Origin of the sequence: Rhizobium sp. 10PS4 (genome assembly GCF_032464805.1) — a bacterium.
Lineage (GTDB): Bacteria > Pseudomonadota > Alphaproteobacteria > Rhizobiales > Rhizobiaceae > Rhizobium > Rhizobium laguerreae.
In genome coordinates this window covers 267,691-287,774 of the sequence record NZ_JAWDIW010000006.1, presented here as the reverse complement: position 1 = coordinate 287,774, position 20,084 = coordinate 267,691, and the positions used below count along the sequence as shown (strand labels likewise).

At 62.0% G+C, this 20,084-nt stretch carries 20 protein-coding genes; 11 read left to right on the top strand and 9 right to left on the bottom strand.

Translation table 11 applies throughout. The features are described 5' to 3' along the window. Nucleotides 1-61: 61 nt before the first annotated feature. A complete protein-coding gene (locus RWJ89_RS13960) occupies nt 62-742 on the top strand; it encodes a glutathione S-transferase family protein (RefSeq protein WP_131662872.1) in 681 nt (226 codons plus the stop codon). A gap of 127 nt (nt 743-869) precedes the next feature. Continuing rightward, the gene (locus RWJ89_RS13955) at nt 870-2,123 is read left to right on the top strand and encodes an aminopeptidase (RefSeq protein WP_221944770.1); all 1,254 of its coding nucleotides are present in this window, start codon (nt 870-872) and stop codon (nt 2,121-2,123) included. Here the strand turns inward: RWJ89_RS13955 and RWJ89_RS13950 are convergent. Further along, nucleotides 2,071-2,982: an EamA family transporter gene (locus RWJ89_RS13950; protein ID WP_221944772.1), complete on the bottom strand. Its 912-nt coding sequence runs from the start codon at nt 2,980-2,982 to the stop codon at nt 2,071-2,073. The genes RWJ89_RS13955 and RWJ89_RS13950 overlap by 53 nt on opposite strands. 81 nt (nt 2,983-3,063) lie before the next feature. Between RWJ89_RS13950 and RWJ89_RS13945 the strand changes: the two genes are divergently transcribed. Then, nucleotides 3,064-3,564 (top strand): MarR family winged helix-turn-helix transcriptional regulator, encoded by a 501-nt coding sequence (locus tag RWJ89_RS13945; protein WP_221944774.1) that lies wholly within the window; start codon nt 3,064-3,066, stop codon nt 3,562-3,564. Nucleotides 3,565-3,567: 3 nt separating this feature from the next. On the opposite strand, the gene RWJ89_RS13940 is transcribed toward RWJ89_RS13945, so the two are convergent. After that, entirely contained in the window at nt 3,568-4,161 is a 594-nt protein-coding gene (locus RWJ89_RS13940; RefSeq protein ID WP_316031038.1) for an NAD(P)H-dependent oxidoreductase, read from the bottom strand. 2 nt (nt 4,162-4,163) lie between these two features. Further along, the gene (gene xseA, locus RWJ89_RS13935; protein ID WP_316031037.1) at nt 4,164-5,744 is read right to left on the bottom strand and encodes an exodeoxyribonuclease VII large subunit; all 1,581 of its coding nucleotides are present in this window, start codon (nt 5,742-5,744) and stop codon (nt 4,164-4,166) included. 341 nt (nt 5,745-6,085) lie between these two features. Between xseA and RWJ89_RS13930 the strand changes: the two genes are divergently transcribed. Continuing rightward, a complete protein-coding gene (locus RWJ89_RS13930) occupies nt 6,086-6,331 on the top strand; it encodes a hypothetical protein (protein ID WP_131662867.1) in 246 nt (81 codons plus the stop codon). Between the two features lie 119 nt (nt 6,332-6,450). Here RWJ89_RS13930 and RWJ89_RS13925 read toward each other — a convergent pair whose 3' ends face one another. Then, nucleotides 6,451-8,319 (bottom strand): hypothetical protein, encoded by a 1,869-nt coding sequence (locus RWJ89_RS13925; protein ID WP_316031036.1) that lies wholly within the window; start codon nt 8,317-8,319, stop codon nt 6,451-6,453. Nucleotides 8,320-8,479: 160 nt separating this feature from the next. Between RWJ89_RS13925 and RWJ89_RS13920 the strand changes: the two genes are divergently transcribed. Together RWJ89_RS13920 and RWJ89_RS13915 are read left to right on the top strand one after the other, a co-directional pair. Further along, nucleotides 8,480-9,487: a glycosyltransferase gene (locus RWJ89_RS13920; protein ID WP_131662865.1), complete on the top strand. Its 1,008-nt coding sequence runs from the start codon at nt 8,480-8,482 to the stop codon at nt 9,485-9,487. Then, entirely contained in the window at nt 9,484-9,861 is a 378-nt protein-coding gene (locus RWJ89_RS13915; RefSeq protein WP_131662864.1) for a GtrA family protein, read from the top strand. Before RWJ89_RS13920 ends, RWJ89_RS13915 begins: the two co-directional genes overlap by 4 nt. 102 nt (nt 9,862-9,963) lie before the next feature. Here the strand turns inward: RWJ89_RS13915 and RWJ89_RS13910 are convergent, their stop codons facing one another. After that, nucleotides 9,964-10,950 (bottom strand): Gfo/Idh/MocA family protein, encoded by a 987-nt coding sequence (locus RWJ89_RS13910; protein WP_168285029.1) that lies wholly within the window; start codon nt 10,948-10,950, stop codon nt 9,964-9,966. Nucleotides 10,951-11,128: 178 nt separating this feature from the next. On the opposite strand from RWJ89_RS13910, the gene RWJ89_RS13905 reads away from it, so the two are divergent. After that, nucleotides 11,129-12,076 (top strand): aldo/keto reductase, encoded by a 948-nt coding sequence (locus tag RWJ89_RS13905; protein ID WP_168285030.1) that lies wholly within the window; start codon nt 11,129-11,131, stop codon nt 12,074-12,076. 14 nt (nt 12,077-12,090) lie between these two features. After that, nucleotides 12,091-12,534 carry a GNAT family N-acetyltransferase gene (locus tag RWJ89_RS13900; RefSeq protein ID WP_077977262.1) on the top strand — a complete coding sequence of 148 codons (444 nt, stop codon included), beginning with the start codon at nt 12,091-12,093 and terminating at the stop codon, nt 12,532-12,534. Here RWJ89_RS13900 and RWJ89_RS13895 read toward each other — a convergent pair. Next, a complete protein-coding gene (locus tag RWJ89_RS13895; RefSeq protein ID WP_168285031.1) occupies nt 12,524-13,141 on the bottom strand; it encodes a hypothetical protein in 618 nt (205 codons plus the stop codon). The two genes, RWJ89_RS13900 and RWJ89_RS13895, sit on opposite strands and share 11 nt — an antisense overlap. Nucleotides 13,142-13,287: 146 nt before the next feature. On the opposite strand from RWJ89_RS13895, the gene RWJ89_RS13890 reads away from it, so the two are divergent. Further along, nucleotides 13,288-13,785: a YciE/YciF ferroxidase family protein gene (locus tag RWJ89_RS13890; RefSeq protein WP_221944794.1), complete on the top strand. Its 498-nt coding sequence runs from the start codon at nt 13,288-13,290 to the stop codon at nt 13,783-13,785. Nucleotides 13,786-13,829: 44 nt separating this feature from the next. Here RWJ89_RS13890 and RWJ89_RS13885 read toward each other — a convergent pair whose 3' ends face one another. After that, complete coding sequence (locus RWJ89_RS13885; RefSeq protein ID WP_316031035.1) at nt 13,830-14,738, bottom strand: LysR family transcriptional regulator; 909 nt, start codon at nt 14,736-14,738, stop codon at nt 13,830-13,832. Between the two features lie 234 nt (nt 14,739-14,972). On the opposite strand from RWJ89_RS13885, the gene RWJ89_RS13880 reads away from it, so the two are divergent. After that, the gene (locus RWJ89_RS13880; RefSeq protein WP_316031034.1) at nt 14,973-15,968 is read left to right on the top strand and encodes an aldo/keto reductase; all 996 of its coding nucleotides are present in this window, start codon (nt 14,973-14,975) and stop codon (nt 15,966-15,968) included. Nucleotides 15,969-16,059: 91 nt separating this feature from the next. Continuing rightward, a complete protein-coding gene (locus RWJ89_RS13875; RefSeq protein WP_017962862.1) occupies nt 16,060-16,419 on the top strand; it encodes a nuclear transport factor 2 family protein in 360 nt (119 codons plus the stop codon). Nucleotides 16,420-16,473: 54 nt separating this feature from the next. Here the strand turns inward: RWJ89_RS13875 and pheT are convergent, their stop codons facing one another. Both pheT and pheS read right to left on the bottom strand, forming a co-directional pair. After that, nucleotides 16,474-18,897, bottom strand: coding sequence for a phenylalanine--tRNA ligase subunit beta (pheT, locus tag RWJ89_RS13870; RefSeq protein WP_316031033.1), 2,424 nt, complete (start codon nt 18,895-18,897; stop codon nt 16,474-16,476). Nucleotides 18,898-18,913: 16 nt separating this feature from the next. Further along, entirely contained in the window at nt 18,914-19,996 is a 1,083-nt protein-coding gene (pheS, locus tag RWJ89_RS13865) for a phenylalanine--tRNA ligase subunit alpha (RefSeq protein WP_017962860.1), read from the bottom strand. Between the last annotated feature and the right edge of the window lie 88 nt (nt 19,997-20,084).

Here is a 20,084-nt window from a genome sequence, read left to right as displayed (position 1 = left end):
GAATTCTGTTACAACCGATATTAGATGCATTTACATCTATCATATTGCCAAGGAGAGCGCCATGAGCAAGCTTACCCTCGTCAGCCATCATCTCTGCCCCTATGTGCAGCGCGCCGCGATCGCGCTGCTCGAAAAGGGCGTGCCCTTCGAGCGAATCAATATTGATCTTGCCGACAAGCCGGACTGGGTCCTGAAGATCTCGCCGCTCGGCAAGGTGCCGCTGCTGCGGATCGAGGAGGACGGCAGTCAGGCCGTGCTGTTCGAAAGCAGCGTCATCTGCGAATATCTGGAGGAAACGCAGCCAGGTGTGGCGCTGCATCCAAAAGACCCACTGACACGTGCCCGCCATCGCGGCTGGATGGAATTCGGCTCATCCGTGCTTTCCGATCTCTGGGGCTATGAGACGGCGCAGGTTGCGGACCAGCTGGACGCCAAGCGCACGGCGCTCATCTCCAAATTCGCAACGCTCGAGAACGTATTGACGGACGGCCCCTATTTCGCCGGCAACGACTTCAGCCTCGTCGACGCCGTCTTCGCGCCGGTCTTTCGGTATTTCGATCTCTTCGAGACGCTCGGCGACGGCGACATCTTCGAAGGGCTTGAGCGTGTAAAGCGCTGGCGCAAGGCGCTCTCCGAACGGGCGAGCGTCAAGGCCGCCGTTGGCGAAGACTACCCGCAGTGGCTGATGGAATTCCTCGAAAAACATAACTCGATCCTGCTCAGGCTGCCTGCCGCCGCCTGAAGCGCGCCCGGCGGCCGGACCTCTCATCCGGCCGCTTGCAATTCGGCGGCAATACGCTTCATTTTCGCCGCAAACGGGTCTAAGTCTTCCAGCCTCCCACCGTCGATGACAGAAGGCAGGTTGAATCATGACTTTCATGCCCCAGAGCCAGAGCACCGTTGATCCCGTCAAGCTGGAAAAGCTTGCGGAAGTCGCCGTCAAGGTTGGGCTACAGCTGCAGAAGGGTCAGGACCTGGTGATCACCGCGCCTGTCGTGGCGCTGCCGCTCGTTCGACTGATCACCAAACACGCCTATCTGGCCGGCGCCGGGCTGGTCTCCGCCTTCTATTCCGACGAGGAAACGACGCTGGCGCGCTATCAGTATGGCAGCGACGAGAGCTTCGACCGCGCCTCCGCTTGGCTCTACGAGGGCATGGCCAAGGCCTATGCCAACGGGGCGGCCCGTCTTGCGGTTGCCGGCGACAATCCGATGCTGCTCTCCGAGCAGGATGCCGGCAAGGTCGGCCGTGCCAATCGCGCCAACTCCACCGCCTACAAGCCGGCACTGGAGAAGATCTCGAATTTCGACATCAACTGGAACATCGTCTCCTACCCGAACCCCTCCTGGGCCAAGGTGGTCTTCCCCGACGATCCGGAACCGATTGGGATCGCCAAGCTCGCCAAGGCGATCTTTGCCGCCTCGCGTGTCGATGTCAGCGATCCGGTCGCCGCCTGGGCCGAGCACAATGCCAATCTTGGCAAGCGCAGCGCCTGGCTGAACGGCGAGCGCTTCGCCTCGCTGCATTTCCAGGGACCGGGCACCGACCTGACGGTCGGCCTTGCCGACGGACATGAATGGCATGGCGGCGCTTCCACTGCCAAGAACGGCATCACCTGCAATCCGAACATCCCGACCGAGGAAGTGTTCACCACGCCGCATGCGCTGCGCGTCGAAGGCCATGTTTCGAGCACCAAGCCGCTTTCGCACCAGGGCACGCTGATCGACAATATCCAGGTGCGCTTCGAGGGCGGGCGCATTGTCGAGGCCAAGGCCTCGCGCGGCGAAGAGGTGTTGAACAAGGTGCTCGATACCGACGATGGCGCGCGCCGGCTCGGCGAAGTGGCGCTGGTGCCGCATTCCTCGCCGATCTCGGCGAGCGGCATCCTGTTCTACAACACGCTGTTCGACGAAAACGCCTCGTGCCACATTGCGCTCGGCCAGTGCTATTCCAAATGCTTCCTCGATGGCGCGACACTGAGCCAGGAGCAGATCAAGGCACAGGGCGGCAATTCCAGCCTTATCCATATCGACTGGATGATCGGCTCCGACAAGGTCGATATCGACGGCATCAAGCCGGATGGTTCACGGGTTCCGGTGATACGGCAGGGCGAATGGGCCTGAGTGGCATCATCGTGCGCTGACTGAGCCAGACGCTGGCAAGCACCATGGCGAAACCGCCGATCTGCACTGGCGTGAGGCTCTGGCCGAGCGCCAGCCAGCCGAGCAGGGTCGCGACCAGCGGGCTCAAAAAGCCGAGCGAGGCAACCGCCGAGGGCTCGATGCGCGACAGGCCGCGGAACCAGAGCAGATAGGTGAAGGCTGCGCCGATCAGCCCGAGATAGGCGATGCCGGCGATGTTTGCAGCGGTCGGCATCGGCAGCGCCGGTTCCAGGAAAAGGGCGAAAGGCACCAGCAGCATGCCGCCCGCTGTCAATTGCCAAGCGGTGAAGGTGAGGTTTGAGACCGGCGGCGCCCAGCGGCGCGTCAGCACAGTGCCGAAGGCCATCGAGACGGCGCCGGCCAGACCGGCAGCGACACCTATCGGATCGAGCCCCGCCTTCGGCGTCAGCACCAGAAGTCCGACGCCGGCCATGCCGACGAGACCGGCCAGCACGGCCAGCGGCCGGATCGGGTTGCCGAGAAAAAGCCGCGACAAAGCGATGACGATCAGCGGCTGCACCGCGCCGACCGTTGCGGCAACGCCCCCCGGCAGCCTGTAGGCCGAGACGAAGAGCATCGCCCAGAAGAACGAGAAGTTCAGCGCGCCGAGAACGAAAGCCCTTCCCCACCAGATGCCGACAGGCAGCTTTCTGACCAGGAAGAGAAGCAGCAGGCCGGCCGGCAGGGCGCGCAGCATCGCAACCGTCAGCGGATATCCGGCCGGCAGGAAAGCGGTGGTGACGATATAGGTGCTTCCCCAGATCGCGGGTGCGAGCGCGGTTGCCATAAGATCGGCGACATAGCGTGAATTTGTCTTCATATCAAGAATCTCTATTTCAAGATAAATTCATCCTACACCTTCTTATCTTGACGTCAAGATAATGAATGGTATCGATGGAGCATGAGCGAAGAGGGCAAGATGGACCATGTCGACAAGATCCTGACGCAATGGCGGCGCGAGCGGCCGGACCTCGACGTCGAACCGATGGGCATCCTCGGACGTCTGAAACGCTTAAGTACCCATCTCGGCCGCGAAGTGGAGGCCGTGCTCATGCAGCAGGGGCTTTCGTCCTCCGCCTTCGACGTGTTGGCGACGCTGCGCCGCGCCGGGGCGCCCCACCGGCTTTCGCCGGGGGAGCTTCTGGAGATGACCATGGTCAGCTCCGGCACGATGACGAACCGCATCGACCAGTTGGAGAAGGCAGGTTACGTCGAGCGTATCCTCAATCCGGAGGATCGCAGGAGCGTGCTCATCGCGCTGACAGAAAAAGGGCTTGCGACGGTGGAGACCGCCGTCGATGCGCATGTCGCCAATCAGCACCGGTTGTCGAAAAATCTGAGCGCGGCCGACAAGGCGGAACTCGACAGGCTGCTGCGCAAGTTCCTTGCGGACTTCGAATAGCGGCTATCGAATTGCCGATAGCAGCTTGCGCACGCGATTGAGATGCGCCCTGCGCTTGGCATCGGTGGCCCGGTCCACGTCGTGCAGGCTGAGCATGCGGAAATTCAATCCCTTCGAGCAGAAGGCGGCGATGCCACGCTTCAACAGCCGGCGCACCGGATCGCCCATATAGAGACGCACCAGCCACCAGGGCGAGCCTGTCGTCGTCAGCGCATAGAGCAGCCTGATATTGGTCAGTTGCGGCACGATACGGCCGCCGGCGGCATCATGGCTGAAGGCAACGCCGGGAGCGAAAACACGGTCGAAGAAACCCTTCAGGATGGCGGGGAAATTGAACCACCATTGCGGAAAGACGAAGATCAGGCCTTCGGCAGCCTTCAGGCGGGCGACGATATCGGCAACGGCTGAGGTATCGTAGGGCTGATCGAAATAACCGCTGCGCTCGGCCTTCGAAAGGCGTGGATCGAAATTTTCGGCATAGAGATCGAGCAGGTCGACCGTATGGCCTGCTGCTTCCAGCGCCTCACGCGCAGTCCTTGCCACGGCGGCGGCGAAACTGTCCTCCAACGGATGGGCAAGCACCAGCAGGATTCGCATCGTCAGAACAGGCTTCCCTGCTTCGGCGGTTCGGCGGGTTTTGCGCTGCGCTTCTTGGCACCGGCCGGCGGTGTGCCACCTTCCGTGGTCATCGCGCCGACACGGCCGTCGGCGAATTCGATGGCGATGCCCATGCCGGCGGAGAGGTGAGCAGCCTGCGAGACCGGCCTGTTATCCTCATCGCGAATGACGGCGTAACCGCGCTTCAGCACATTCTTATAGGAGAGCGACTGGAGCACGCGGTCCTGCGCGGAAAGCTCGGCGCGCGCGCGGGTCAGCTGGTGGCGGACCGCCGTATCGGCATGGCGCGAAAGATTGCCGATGCGTTCGCGACCGCGGTCGGTCTGGGTCTTCAGCCGGGCTGGCAGCGAGGCGAGGATGGCTTCGGCGCGGTCGACGCGTGATTTCGAGCGGTCGATCAGCCGTTCGACCATGCGCTCGGCCCGGGCCATGCGCTCGTTCAGCGTCTGGCGGCGCTCGGCGATGCGATTGGACAGCACATCAGGACGCAGATGCGCGGCAACACGCTCGAAGCCGCGACGCTTGTTGATGGTGTTGAGCTCCAGTCCGCGGCCGAGGCCGATTGCCGCCTCGTCGAAACGGCGGCGCGGCAAGGCGAGAAGCTGATCGAGCGACGGCAATGCCCGCATCAGAGCACGCACCGACTGGCGGCGCTGATCCATCTGCCGGTTCATGCAACCCTGCAAGCGCGCGGCAAGAGCGGCGGCTTGCGCCTCCAGCTCCGCCTTGACGGGAACCGCCATTTCCGCGGCCCCCGTCGGCGTCGGCGCACGGATATCGGCGGCATAGTCGATCAGCGTCCAGTCGGTCTCATGGCCGACGGCCGAGATCAGCGGTATTGCGCTTTCGGCGGCGGCACGCACGACGATTTCGTCGTTGAAGCTCCAGAGGTCTTCCAGGCTGCCGCCGCCGCGCGCGACGATCAGCACATCCGGGCGCGGGATGGCGCCTGAGGGTTCCAGCGCGTTGAAGCCGCGAATGGCGTTTGCCACCTCCTCGCCGGAGCCCTCGCCCTGGACCTTCACCGGCCAGACGAGGACATGCACGGGAAAACGATCGGAGATGCGGTGAAGGATATCGCGGATCACGGCGCCGGTCGGTGAGGTGACGACGCCGATGACGCCGGGCATGAAGGGCAGCCGCTTCTTGCGGGCGGCATCGAACAGGCCCTCGGCGCCGAGCTTGCGCTTGCGCTCCTCGATCAGCGCCATCAGAGCGCCGGCGCCGGCCGGTTCCAGCGTCTCGATGACGATCTGATATTTCGAGGAGCCCGGAAAGGTAGTGACCTTGCCGGTAGCGATGACTTCCATGCCCTCTTCCGGGCGGAATTTCAGCCGTGAGAAGGTGCCCTTCCAGATGACGGCGTCGATGCGGGCGCGGTCGTCCTTCAGCGCGAAATAGGCATGGCCCGAGGAGTGCGGCCCGCGATAGCCGGAGATTTCGCCACGCACGCGAACCTGGTCGAAGGCGGTTTCGACGGTGCGCTTGATCGAGCCGGAAAGTTCCGAAACCGAATATTCGGCAAGGTTGGTCGGCGAATCGCCGTCGAAGACGTTGCTCATCCCTCTTTCTATGTCCATCCGCTGGAAACAGGAAGGGTGGCACGGGCTTTGGGATCGGTTTTCCCAGCCGTTGAAATCGTTGTGAGGAGGGGTTCGTCGCCATTGCATCAAGCACGCTCATCTCCTGGCATCCTGCACATGCATGCGTTGCGGCCAGGTGGACAAACAACAAAATCGTGTAAATATGTTTTGGTGCGGAACGGATAGTTAGAATACGCGTTTTACCCGAAAGGGATTGCTAACCACCGCAATACAAAGGCTTTTCGGCGAAGATCGCCGGTAAATCTTTGTTAGTTGGCGCTTCCTATGCTTCCCCTCGTTCTCTCTGGGAAGGTGCTGAAATGATTATTCTCACAGCAGCAGCATTGGGCGTCAGCGCCGGGCAGACGCGTTCGGCTGGCGTGATCGCGCTGGTCGCCGCGCTGATCGGAATGACATTCGCGTTGGCGGCGATCACCTCGCCCGGGCCGGTGTCTATTCTCGCATTCGTCTATGCCGTGCTCGGCTATAATGGCGGCCTCATGCTCTTCGTGCTCGGGCTCTATGCCAATCAGCGCCTTCGTCGCGCCATGCGCGTTTCAAACTGACAGCGCGTTTTCACACTGATAAGGGCGTCGCGATCCTTCAGATTGGCTTCCCGCGCTTGCTTTGTTTTTACGCATGTCGTTGTCGCGACATGGTTATCCCATCCTGAAGATTGCCGGCGTCAATTCGTCGCCGGCCGATAGCGGAAGAACTGAACGCCCACGTCCGCCGCCTTCGGAAGCGGTTCCAGATAGGGCGGGATATTGCCCTTGCCGAGCTCAGCATAGAGCCCATCCGGCTTCAGTTTGGTGATCTCGCGGGTCTGCAGATCGCCGAGGCAGAAGGCAAGCACCGTCACGCCGGTCCCCTTCAGGAAGGCTTCCGCCTCCCGCGGCTCCGCCATGCCGATATGCAGCTCCGTCAGCATGCCGCCCTGATTGCGATGATAGGGCGCGGAGAGAACCCGGTTCGCGGTGAAGCGGAGGATCGGCACGCCCATTTCTGAAGGCGCCGAGACCAGTCCGGCCGGTAGCCCGGCGAGCGGCGCCAGCGCCGCTTGCGATGTGCAGGAAATCTTCTTTGCCGGCTCTGCCGCCTTTTTCTGTGCAGCATTCTGCATCTGCAGCGAGATAAACCCGCCACCGACGGCCCAGGCGGCCGGAGCACTGGCGAGCACGGTGACGATATAGATGAAGGCGGCGGCGACATTCTCGCTGTCGCTGTTGGAGATGCGCCTGATATCGATGATCAGCAGAGCAAGCGGCAGGATCGAGATCAGGTTCGAGAACGTCGAACCGCGCACCTGGACCAGCGCGATAGCCCAGCTCGTCATCAGCAGGAAGAGCAGGACCAGGTGGATTTGCACGCGGTCACGCTGGACGACGCGGAAGATGCAGACGGCGATGCCGAACAGGCCGGCCGCATAGAAGGCACCGATCGAGAAGGGATCGGTGCGTGCGAGAGCAAAAATCGACTGCGCTTCCGAAACATTTCTGAGCCAGAGCTCGACCAGCATCGGGTCGAGACCGACCAGCGGATCGCTCAGGCATTGCGGTGCGATCACGATCGCCGAACCGAGAACGCCGGCGCCGACGACGGCGAGTGCGGCAAAGCGCAAGGGCCGGCGCAAGCGGCTGGCAAAAACCGCCGAAAACAACAGCAACCCGCCGCCGATCGCCGCCAGGCTGTAATAGCCGAGCGAGAGATTGTCGCAGGTGACCGTCGAATAAAGCCGGGGCGGCACCGTTGCGAAGAAAAGGATGCTGATCGCAATCGTGAGCGCCAGCCCGAAGGCCTTGGCGGCGGCGGCGAAATTTTCGCCCTCCCACGCCCAGAGCAAGGCAATGGTCAGGCAGACGGCGGCGACGAAGGGGGTCGTCTCGGCGCCGATGGCGATGGCAACGGCTGCCGCGATGCCGGCGACCGCGTAACTCCAGGCGCGACGCTCTGGATCCAGCAGCATCGCGATCATCGTCGCGACCAGCGCCAGCTGCGCATTGTGGTGATCGATGGCGCCCGGCGCGAAACGGTTTCCGGTGTAGATCGCAAGACCGGTCAAGCCGAGACTGATATGCATGGCGGCAACCCCGCCGATGCGCCGGCCGGCGACCGCCATGGCGAGCATGGCGGGCAGGATGAGCGATACCGGCCAGGCGGCGAGCGCCAGCGCTTCGGCCGTCTCGCGGGGCGCAAGCAGGCCGAAGAACCAGATGAGCGAGGCGATCGGCATATCGATCAGCCGCGACCAATGCATCAGCGTGCCGCCATCGAGGCCGAGACGGTATTGCATCAGATCGAACCAGCCCTGCCCGGCCAGAAAATCGCGAACCTCGACGAGACGCATTCCGTCATCATTGTCGGGGCCGACGTAATCGGTGGCGACGGAAAGCTTGGTGATGAGGATGGCGGCAGCAAGGATGACGCTATAGGCGATGACGGTTGGCCAGAGACGCGTCAGCAGGTCGCGCAGCCCGCCCCTGGGAGCGGGCAGCCCGCCCCTGGGAGCGTCGATCGCGGAGGATGCATGGGGGATCGGCTGCACAGCGTTCATTGTGGTTAGCGGTTCGTTTCGATACCCGAACTTTAGCCGTCGCCGATCAAGAAAGTGTAAAGCCGTTTGTGGCAGCCGCCGATTTTGCCTGCGTCATAGGGTCTTATTAACGGCGCATGATTTAGGCTGAGCGCGGCTTTCAAGTGTAACGAGTAGAGTCATGGCCCGATCGCGTACCGATAATCTGAATATTGCCGTCCTGCTCCCCTGCTATAATGAAGCGGCGACGATCGGCCCTGTCGTGCAGGGTTTCCGGGCGACGCTGCCCTATGCTGCGATCCACGTCTACGACAACAATTCCACCGACGGCACCGCGCTGCAGGCAATGCTTGCCGGCGCGCATGTCGTGCGCGAGCGGCGTCAGGGCAAGGGTCATGTCGTGCGCCGCATGTTTGCCGATATCGACGCCGACATCTACATCATCGCCGACGGCGATGGCACCTATGCGCCTGAGGATGCCGAGGAACTGGTGCGCACGCTTCTGACCGAGCGCGCCGACATGGTGGTCGGCACCAGGCGCGGCGTGCACGCCGATGCCGGCCGTCAGGGACATGCGCTCGGCAACCGGCTTTTCAACCTGCTCTACCGGATGATCTTCGGCCCCGACTTCACCGATATCTTTTCCGGCTACCGCGCGTTTTCGCGCCGCTTCGTCAAGAGTTTCCCGGCGGTATCTGGCGGCTTCGAGATCGAAACCGAGATGTCCGTGCATGCCTCGCGGCTGAAGCTGCCGGTCAGCGAACTGGAGCTCGACTACGGCCGCCGGCCGGAAGGCTCGCAGTCCAAACTTTCGACATTCCGCGACGGCGCCAAGATCCTCTGGATGTTTGCGATGCTGATGAAGGAAACCCGGCCCTTCGCCTTTTTCAGCGTGATCAGCCTCGCCTTCATGCTGGCCAGCCTCGGCTTCATGACGCCGGTGCTGGCGGAATATTTCGAGACGGGTCTCGTCAGCCGCATGCCGACCTGGGTGCTGTCGACGGCGCTGATGATGATCTCCTTCATGCTGTTCACCGCCGGCGTCATCCTGGATTCCGTTGCGCGCGCCCGCGCCGAACAGCTGCGTATCCATTATATGGGTCTGGAAACGCCGAACACCTTGAAGGCGCCGCTCAGTGCCGCAGGGCCGGTATCGCGTCCGCGTTCCGGCAAGGCGGATGCGGCATGAGGAAGATCGTCCGCTTCACCATCGCCGGCGGCATCGGCTTCCTCGTCGATGCCGGCATCCTGTCGGCGCTGCTCCATCTGACGTCGCTCGGGCCGTTTCTGGCGCGGCTCGTGGCGATCGTCTTCGCCATGGCCGCGACCTGGGCTTTCAACCGCAGCTTCACCTTCGATCGCTCCGGCCGTTCGCTTGCCGCCGAAGGCTTCCGCTATGGCTCGGTCGGGGTGACGGCAGCGCTCGTCAACTACGGGCTCTATTCCGCGCTGCTGTTGTCGCTGCCGCCGCTTCAGCCGCTGGCGGCCATGGTGATCGCCAGCATCGCCTCGATGATCTTCAGCTTCTTCGGCTATTCGCGCTTCGTCTTCCGCGCCGAGTGATTAGAGCGCCGCGCGTCCAATAGGACGCGCTAAGGACGCTCTAACCCTCTGAAGTGGCGCATAATCCTTTCCGAAAATCGATTCCTATTTTCGGGTTATGCGCTAGACTGCCTCCCAGCCGTCCTTCTCGCTGGCCCGGTAGATCGCATCGATCACCTTCTGGTTCAGCTTCGAATTTTCGAGCGTGACGATCTCTTCCTTGCCGTTCGTCACCGCCCGGGCGAAGGCCTCGACCTGCCGCTTGTACTGGCGGCTGTCCTGGAAGCGGAAGATGCGCGATTCAGTGTGGCTGCGGTCGGCAAGCTCGATCTCTTCCGGCCCCCAGCGATTGGCGTTGAAGGGCGACTTGACCTCGATGTACCCTTCGGTGCCGTGGAAGACCATGACCTGGCGGTTGGCCATCTGCGTCGAGATATAGAAGCTCAGCTCGAAATCGCCGAAATCGGCCTTGACGCTCGAATAGATATCCGTGCCGAAATCCGGATCGCGCTCGGTGATCGCCTGGATCCAGAGCGGCTCCTTGCCGGTGGAAAAACGCGTGCCCATAACGGGATAGACGCCGATATCGGGAAGGCCGCCGCCGCCGAGCTCGGGGACGTTGCGCATATTGGCGGGGTCGCGATTGAAATACGTGAAGGCGCCCTGTACATGCCGGAGCGAACCGATGGCGCCCTCGTCGATCAACGAGCGCACCTTCTGCCAGACCGGGGAATAGGTGATCATATAGGCTTCGGTGACAACCACCCGGTTGCGGTCGCGGGCGGCGATCAGATCGTCGATATCGCCTGATTTCAGCGCTAAGGGCTTTTCGCAGAGCACGTGTTTACCCGCATCTGCCGCCTTGATCGACCATTCGATATGCTGCGAGGTCGGCAGCGGGATGTAGACGGCGTCGATAAGGTCGGAGGCCAGCATCTCCTCGTAGGAGCCGAAGGCATGCGGCACCGAGAAGCGGTCGGCCATCTCTCTTGCGCGCCTGAGATCACGGCTGGCAATCGCCGTGACGACGCAATTCTCTGCATCCTGGATCGCCGGAACGACATTGTCGCGGCCGATTTTCGCCGTTGAAATGATACCGAAACGCAGCATGATCCAAGTCTCCCGAACTGATTTCCGCGAACCATATTCAGGCCTTAGCTGCGGCGCAATGGCGCGGCCCAAAATCACGGAAGTTTGCCTTCCCGGATGCGCGGATCGCACTAAGTTGCGCAAGGCGGCATCCTGCCGTATCCGCGATTTCAATTCCTTCACACTTCTGGAGAGCGTCATGGAAATGCGCCGACTTGGAAAAACTGGTCTTTCGATCGCGCCGATCGTCATCGGCGGCAATGTCTTCGGCTGGACGGCCGACGAAAAAACATCCTTCGCCATTCTCGATGCCTTCTTCGACGCGGGCCTGAACACGATCGATACGGCCGATGTCTATTCCTCGTGGGTTCCGGGCAACAAGGGCGGCGATTCCGAGGAGATCATCGGGCGCTGGCTGAGCCAAGCCAAGGTCTCCCGCGACAAGGCCGTTATCGTCACCAAGGTCGGCTCCGACATGGGGCAGGGAAAGACGCTGAAGGAGACCTATATCCTGAAGGCGGTCGAGGATTCGCTCAGCCGGCTGCAGACCGACTATATCGACCTCTATCTCTCGCACTGGCCGGATGAAGATACGCCGCACGAGGAAACGCTCGGCGCCTATGCCAAGCTGAAGCAGCAGGGCAAGATCCGCGCCATCGGCTGCTCAAACTATGATGCGACACTGCTTCAGGCTTCCTTCGCCGCTGCCGAGAAGGCCGGCCTGCCGCGGTACGATGTGCTGCAGCCGGAATATAATCTCTATGAGCGCGCAAGCTTCGAGGGGCCGCTTGCCGATCTCTGCGTCAAAGAAGACATCGGCGTCATCACCTATTTCAGCCTCGCCGCCGGCTTCCTCACCGGCAAATACCGCAGCAAGTCCGATACGCAGGGCCGCGCACGCGAGGGCCGAGTTTCGCAATATCTCGACGACAAAGGCCTGCGCATCCTGGCCGCGCTCGACACGGTTTCAAGCGAGACCGGTGCAGCGCCGGCAGAAATTTCGCTCGCCTGGCTGCTGCGCAAGAAGGGCGTGACGGCGCCGATCGCCAGCGCGACCAGTCTTTCGCAGCTTGAAAGCCTGGCGAAATCGGCGACACTGGCGCTTTCCGATGAGGCGATGGCGCTGCTCGACGAAGCCGGCGCCTGAAAGAAAGAGACGCCATGACCGTGACGATACGTGATGCCCGCCCCGAGGACGAAGCCCGCTGGCGCGAACTGTGGGCGGCCTATCTCGCCTTTTATGACGTCACGGTCGATGCCGATATCACGGATTCCACATGGCGCCGGGTCTTCGATCCGGAGTCGGCAATCGCGATGCGTGTCGCCGACGTCGACGGCAGGATCATGGGATTTGCGCTCTATCTCACCCATGAGGGCACGTGGATCCACGGCAGGGACTGCTATCTCGAAGACCTGTTCGTCGATGCCGATGCGCGTGGCAAAGGCGTCGGGCGGGCGCTGATGGACGATCTCGTTTCGACCTGCAGAGCCAAGGGCTGGTCGCGGCTCTACTGGCATACGAGCGAGCAGAACAGAACCGCGCGAGCGCTCTATGACAGCTATGTCGAGAGCGACGGCCATATCCGCTATAGGATCACCTTTTGAGCGATGGAAAATTCCCATACCATTCGGAATGATCGCCTTTCCAATTGGCCATACCCGGTTTGGTGAGTATGCCGCGCGGGCTGATATAGCTCTGGATCACCCGCTTCGGCCGTTCGTGCCACTGAATATTGAAGGCCCAGAGCTTGGGGAAAAAGCAGAGCGAGGCATAAGGCAGGTGGTCGTGAATCCACCAGGCGAGCCGCTGCCAGTCGCTTTCATCGTGGTAGTGGTCGATCATCCATGGCACGGCGATGCAGACGGCAGCACCCATGCAGCCGTCAAAATCCCTCATATCCCAGATGTGATGCGCTGATGTGGCGGCATTGGTCGAACAGTTCAGCTTGTTCTCGTTGCCGAACCTGTTGACCGTGGGCGAACGATAACCGGAACGGATGTGCAGGCGCCCGAACGTCGCTTCCAGTGGCTCCAGCAATTCCTCGCAAAGCCTCTTGCCCGCGTCGATCGCTAGATCGGGATCTTCGGGGATATTGGGGATGCGATGGAAATCGGCGATTTCGGAATGCAGGAAATCGCGGAGGAAGAAGTTTTGCGACAGCCGCACGCGGCCGAGATCCTCCAGACCTTTCATCGAACCCGGCTTTCGCATGACTTTACCTCCCATGTCGACGGTAAGAATCGTCGCCCCGCACCAATTTTCAGTCCACCCGAAATCGATCGGGAACAATTGGCGCGATCCTCGCTTCTTAATGTGTCGCCGCATTCGCGGTTTTTCCCAGAACAAGGATTGAGAAAATGGCCAAGGAAAAGACGTTGGAAGATCTCTTCTACGACACGCTGAAGGACATCTACTTCGCCGAACGGCAGATTTTGCGCGCCCTGCCGAAGATGGCGCGTGCTGCCCAATCCCCCGATTTGAAGGCGGGCCTTGAAAAGCACCGCGAGCAGACCGAAGGACATGTCGAGCGCCTGCAGCAGGTCTTCGAACTGATGGGCAAACGCGCGCAGGGCAAGACCTGCGAGGCGATCCAGGGCATCATCGCCGAGGGCGAGGAAATCATGGAGGAATTCAAGGGCACCCCGGCTCTCGACGCCGGCCTGATTTCGGCCGCCCAATCCGTCGAGCATTATGAAATCGCCCGTTACGGCACGCTGAAGACCTGGGCCGCGACCCTCGGCCTCAAGGATGCCGTCAGCCTGCTAGACCAGACGCTGCAGGAGGAAACGGCCACCGACAAGATCCTCTCTCAGCTCGCCACCACGGCGGCAAACCAGAAGGCAAAGGCTGCCTGATGGAAACGGCGCTCTGATGGTACGGGCGGCCCGGCTTCCATTCCTTACCGGCCGCCCGTATCCTGCTCGCTGTATCTGAAGAAATCGATGAAGGCGCGTAGCGCCGGCCGCATCTGCCGCCGGCTGGGGTAATAGAGAAACGGCCCGGAATAGGGCGCGCACCAATCCTCCAGCACCCGCACAAGTGTGCCGCCCGCCAGTTCGTCGTAGACCCGCATGTCGAACAGATAGGCAAGGCCGGCGCCGTTCAGCGCCGCAAGCAGGGCCAGCCGGTCCTCGCTGACGATCAGCGGTCCATCGACCGAAACGACGAGTTCCTGCCCGTCCTTTTCGAATTCCCAGCGATAGATCGAGCCATTGGTGAAGCGCCGCTTGATACAGCGGTGATGGACGAGATTGCGCGGATGCTCGGGCTTTGGATGATGCTCGAAATATTCGGGCGAAGCGGCGATCACCGTCGTCAGATTGGGCGAGACCCTGACGGCGATCATATCGGCCTCGAGGCTCTCTTCCAGCCGGATGCCGGCATCGAAACCCTCCTTGACGATATCGGTGAACCCATCCTCATTGGCGATCTCCAGGGTGATATCGGGATAGAGGTTGAGAAAGTCGCCGAGCCGGGGAGCGAGCAGCAGATCGGAGGCGAAGCGCGGGGCGGTGATGCGCAGGTTTCCGGCCGGCTTGGCGCGCGTATCGCGGACGGCCTCCAAGGCGATATCGATCTCCTCGAGTGCGGGACGAAGTCTTTCAAGTAGCAGGCGGCCCTCTTCCGTCGGCGCGACGCTGCGGGTGGTGCGCGCCAGAAGCCGCACCCCCAGACTTTCCTCGAGGCTCGATATCGCATGGCTGATGGCCGAGGGCGCGACGAGGAGTTCCTTCGCCGCCGCCCGGAAGCTGCGATGCTCCGAGACGGCGGCGAGAACGGCGAGTTGTGAAAGCTGTGTTCTGTTCATTGATCGAAATGATAGAACAACCTGTTAGAAACTGCATGTATTTTCTGATTGATAGCGCAGCGATATGGTCTGTCGGTACCGCAAGCATCCAGAACAGCGTGATTTCAGGCCGGTCGGCCTAAAATCTGAATCCTATTCTGAATTAAATAGTTAGAGCATAATGTCGTCCGAAAATCGCTCACACTTTTCGGCATCATGCTCTGGCGGCTCAAAATCAGCTCAGAGGAGCACATCATGAAAATCCGGAAACTCGGAAACGATCTGACCGTCTCTGCCGTCGGCCTTGGCTGCATGGGCATGAGCTTTGCCTATGGCGCCAGCGACGATGCGGAATCGATCAGGACGCTGCATCGCGCCATCGATCTCGGCGTCACCTTCTTCGACACCGCCGAAGTCTATGGTCCCTTTACCAACGAGGTTCTGCTCGGCAAAGCGCTGAAGCCGTTCCGCGACCGCGTGGTAATCGCCACCAAATTCGGCTTCAAGATCGATGCCAGCAAGCCGGGCGCTGCCGCCATCGCCGGCGTCGACAGCCGCCCCGAGCATGTGCGAGTCGTGGCCGAGGCCTCGCTGAAACGCCTCGGCATCGAGACCATCGACCTCTTCTACCAGCACCGGGTCGATCCCAACGTGCCGATCGAAGAGACCGTCGGCGCCATGTCGGAACTGGTGAAGGAAGGCAAAGTCCGGGCGCTCGGGCTTTCGGAAGCCGGTAGCGCCACCATTCGCCGCGCCCATGCGGTCCATCCGATCGCAGCCCTGCAGAGTGAATATTCGCTCTGGACGCGCGATCCCGAAGAGGAGGTGCTTGCCACCTGCCGCGAACTCGGCATCGGCTTCGTGCCCTACAGCCCGCTCGGCCGCGGCTTCCTGACCGGGGCGATCCGCAAAGTGGAGGATCTCGCTGCCGACGATTTCCGTCGGCAGGTGCCGCGGTTCCAGGCGGAAAATTTCGACGCCAATGCCGCCCTCGTCTCGACGCTCGAGCGGCTTGCCGCCGAGAAGGGCGTAACGGCGGCGCAGCTCGCGCTCGCCTGGGTATTGAGCCAGGGCGACGACATCGTGCCGATCCCCGGCGCCCGCAAGCTTCACCATCTCGAACAGAATGCGGCCGCTGCCGATATCGTGCTGAGCCGGGCGGAACTCGAGCAGCTCAGCGAAGCGATCCCCGCCGGACAGGTAGCCGGCAAGCGCTATTCGGACGCCTCGCTTGCCATGACGAATATCTGACCTGGAAAAGCCCGGTCGATCACAACCGGCCGGGCTTGCCTTCGGGGCTGGCGAAACTATCTAACGCCATCTCTGAGAACGGGATGACAATATGTCGGACAGGCAGGCAGTCGAACAGACGGTTCATCTCTATGTCGAAGGCATGGCCTTCGCCAATGAGGCAGCCTTGAAAAAGGCCTTTCATCCGAAAAGCTCGATCATCGGCCATTACGAAAATGCGGTCGAATGGCTGACGCGGGACGAATTCATCGCCGCGATCCTGCAGGAGGAGCCGGCGCCGCCCGGCACGCAGCCCTACATGGACATTCAGAGTGTCGATGTCGAGGGTGAGGCGGCAAGCGTCAAGGTCACCGACGATTTCGCCGGAATGCGCTTTACCGACTATCTCTCGCTGCTGAAGATCGACGGCCGCTGGACGATCGTCAGCAAACTCTTCCATCTGCATCGGTGAAAAGACCGGCCGCCATTCGCGACCGGTCCATTATCTGGCGACGTTGGATGAAGCTCAGCTTCTGAGAACACCGCCGGTAAATTTCATCACGCTGGCGACGATCTTCTGCGTCAGCGCCTCGAAATCCTCGTCCGTCAGCGTGCGCTCGACCGGCTGGATCTGAACCTCGATCGCCACCGATTTCTTGCCGTCGCCAACCGATGCGCCCTCGAAGATATCGAAGACGTTGACACCGGTCACCAGCTTGCGGTCTGCGCCAGTTGCGGCCTTGACGATGGCGCCGGCTTCCACCGTCTTGTCGACGACGAAGGCGAAGTCGCGCCGCACCAGCTGGAAGGGTGACAGCTCGAGCGCCGGCTTGGTGCGTGTCGCCTTGCGCTTGGCCTCCGGCATGGCGTCGACATAGACCTCGAAGCCGCATAGAGCGCCGGAGACATCAAGCGATTCCAGCGTCAGCGGATGGAATTCGCCGAAATAGCCGAGGACGACCTTCGGTCCCATCTTGATCGTGCCGGAGCGGCCGGGGTGATACCATTCCGGTCCACCCTGCTCGATCTGGATATTGCCCATCGGCAGGCCGCAGGCTTCGATGACGGCGAGCGCATCGGCCTTGGCGTCGAAGACGTCGACCGGCTTGCCACCGCCCTTGGCGGCGTTCGACCAGGCGCGACCGGCGCCGGCAAGCGAGGCCGTGCCGCGGCGGATGCCGCCGGCGACGCGGCGCTGACCGTCCGGCCTGTCGTTCTCATAAGTGCCGGAGACCTCGAAAAGCGCGACGTCGCCATAACCCTTATCGGCATTGCGCTGGGCAGCGGTCAGCAGGCCAGGCAGCAGCGACGGCCGCATATCCGACATTTCGGCGGCGATCGGGTTGGCGAGCTTGAGGGCGGGCGAGCCACCGCCGAAGAGCTTTGCCTGGTCTTCCGGAATGAAGGACCAGGTAACGGCTTCGAGCATGCCGCGCGCGGCGAGCGCGCGCTTGGCGAGGCGGCTGCGGATCTGCAGCGTCGTCAGAATCTTGCCGTTGACGGCCGCATGGCTTTCAAGCGGCGCCGGCTTGATATTGTCGACGCCGTGAATGCGCATGACCTCCTCGACGAGATCGGCCTTGCCGTCGATATCGGGACGCCAGGAGGGGACAGAGACGGAGACGCGCTCGCCGGAACCGGAGACAGTGAAGCCGAGGCGCGTCAGAATCGTGGCGCTTTCCTCATTCGAGACGTCGAGGCCGGTCAGACGCTTGACTTCCGAATAGAGGAAATCGACGATCTTCGGTTCGTAACCCTTGTAGCCGACGACCTCTGCCCTAGCAGCCGTCCCACCGCAAAGCTCCAGCACCAGCTCCGTCGTGCGCTCAAGACCCGGAACCATATATTCCGGATCGACGCCGCGTTCGAAGCGGTAGCGGGCATCGGTGATGATGCCGAGCGCACGGCCGGACTTGGCGATGTTCATTGGATCCCAGAGGGCGGATTCGATCAGCACGTCGACGGTGTTCTCGTCGCAGCCGGAATGTTCGCCGCCCATAATGCCGCCGATCGATTCGATACCATTCTCGTCGGCGATGACGACGTTGTTCGGGCCGAGCTTATATTCGCGCTGATCGAGCGCCATCACCGTTTCGCCTTCCTTGGCGCGGCGCACAGTCAGGTTGCCCTTGACCTTGGCGGCGTCGAAGACGTGCATCGGCCGGCCCTGATCGAAGGTCATGTAATTGGTGATGTCGACGAGCGCATTGATCGGGCGCAGGCCGATGGCGAGCAGCCGCTGCTGCATCCAGCGCGGGCTCGGGCCGTTCCTGACGCCGCGCACGAGGCGCAACGCAAAGCCCGGGCAGAGCTTCGGATCGTCGAGACCGAGCGTCAGCTTCACCGGCGTCTCGCCTTCGGCGGCGAAGGACGGGGCAGCCTGAGTCTTCAGCGTGCCGAGGCCGGAGGCGGCGAGGTCGCGGGCGATGCCGTGGATCGAGGTGCAGTCCGGCCGATTGGGCGTCAGGTTGATCTCGATGAGAGGATCGTCAAGATGAGCATAGGCGGCATAACTCTGGCCGACCGGCGCATCCTCGGGCAGATCGATGATGCCGTCGTGGCTGTCGGAGATCTGCAGCTCCTTTTCGGAGCACATCATGCCATGGCTTTCGACACCGCGGATATTGCCGACGGCAAGCGTCACGTCGATACCGGGAACATATGTTCCGGGCGCCGCGAAGGCGCCGACGAGGCCGGCGCGCGCATTCGGGGCGCCGCAGACGACCTGGACCGGTGCTCCGGAACCGGTGTCGACCATCAACACCTTCAGGCGATCGGCCTGCGGATGTTTTTCGGCCGAGACGACCCTGGCGATGACGAAGGGCTTGAATGCCGCCTTATCGTCGACATCCTCGACCTCCAGCCCGATTTCGGTGAGGCGCGTGCAGATTTCATCGAGGCCGGCATCCGTTTCCAGATGCTCTTTCAGCCAGGAGAGCGTGAATTTCATCGTCCCAATTCTCCGTTCAAGCGCTGAGGCCGCCGAACAGCGTCGGCATGTCGAGCGGGCGGAAGCCGTAATGCGTCATCCAGCGGACATCGGCGTTGAAGAAGTCGCGCAGGTCGGGCATGCCGTATTTCAGCATGGCGATGCGGTCGAGGCCCATGCCCCAGGCAAAACCCTGATATTCGTCCGGATCGAGCCCGCCGTAACGCAACACGTTCGGGTGAACCATGCCGCAACCGAGGATCTCCATCCAGTCGGTGCCTTCACCGAACTTGACGATCGGGCCGGAGCGGTCGCACTGGATATCGACCTCGAAGGAGGGCTCGGTGAAGGGAAAGAAGGACGGGCGGAAGCGCATCGTCACGCTGTCGACCTCGAAGAAGGTCTTGCAGAATTCTTCCAGCACCCAGCGGAGGTTGGCGACATTGGCCTTCTTGTCGACGACCAGGCCTTCGACCTGATGGAACATCGGCGAATGGGTAGCGTCCGAGTCCTGGCGGTAGGTCTTGCCGGGAATGATGATACGGATCGGCGGCGTCTGCGCCTCCATGGTGCGCACCTGCACCGGCGAGGTGTGGGTGCGCAGCACCTTGCGCTCACCATTCTCATCCGGGTTGAAGAAGAAGGTGTCGTGCATCTCGCGGGCCGGATGGCCCTCGGGGAAATTCAGCGCGGTGAAATTGTAATAATCGGTCTCGATGTCGGGACCTTCGGCGATCGAGAAGCCCATGTCGGCGAAGATCGCAGTGATCTCGTCGACGATCTGGCTGATCGGATGGATACGGCCGCGCTCGGCCGGCGAAGAGCGCACCGGCAGGCTGACATCAACCGTCTCGGCCTTCAGCCGCGCATCGATCGCCGCTTGCCGGAGCGTCGTCTTGCGGGCGGTGAGCGCCTCGGTCACCGCGTTCTTCAGGACGTTGATTGCCGCACCCTTGCTTTGGCGCTCTTCCGGCGTCATGGCGCCGAGCGTCTTCAACAGTTCGGAGACGGAGCCCTTCTTGCCAAGGGCGGAAACGCGCACGGCTTCGAGCGCCGTCTCGTCATCGGCGGCGGCGATTTCGGCGAGCAGCGATGCGTTGAGCTGGTCGATATCTGACATTGTCACTTCTTTCCGTCCAGTATCAGGCGGGCGATCGGGAGGTAGGCGTCGCCGGCCGGCGCCAGGAATATAAAGAAAGAAAAACCCG